1 pseudogene is annotated in these 329 nt (G+C 62.6%); it reads left to right on the top strand.

What is annotated here, in order from left to right:
- Window positions 1–133: 133 nt before the first annotated feature.
- Window positions 134–329, top strand: a pseudogene (locus tag F1735_RS34545) (putative DNA modification/repair radical SAM protein); the annotation flags it as partial.

Below are 329 nucleotides of genomic sequence, written 5' to 3'. Positions count from 1 at the left end.
AGGCCAAGCGGGCCTGAGGGCAGCGGCGCCGCAAGAGGCCTGACAAGACTGCACATCCTGGCGCACAGCGCGTGCGCCCATCCATGGGAATGGTGTAAGATACTGTATATATATACAGTTGAGCGCCTGGCCCATGGAACTGACCGACAAGCTGGAAATCCTCGCGGATGCGGCAAAATACGACGCCTCCTGCGCCAGTAGCGGCGCGCCCAGGCGCAGCTCCGAGGGCAAGGAGGGCATCGGCGCCACCAATGGCATGGGAATCTGCCACAGCTACACGCCGGACGGGCGCTGCGTCTCCCTGCTCAAGATCCTGCTGACCAATTTCG

Source organism: Massilia genomosp. 1 (genome assembly GCF_011682185.1).
GTDB classification, from domain to species: Bacteria; Pseudomonadota; Gammaproteobacteria; order Burkholderiales; family Burkholderiaceae_D; genus Telluria_A; species Telluria_A rubra.
This window is presented reverse-complemented; position numbering and strand designations above follow the sequence as displayed.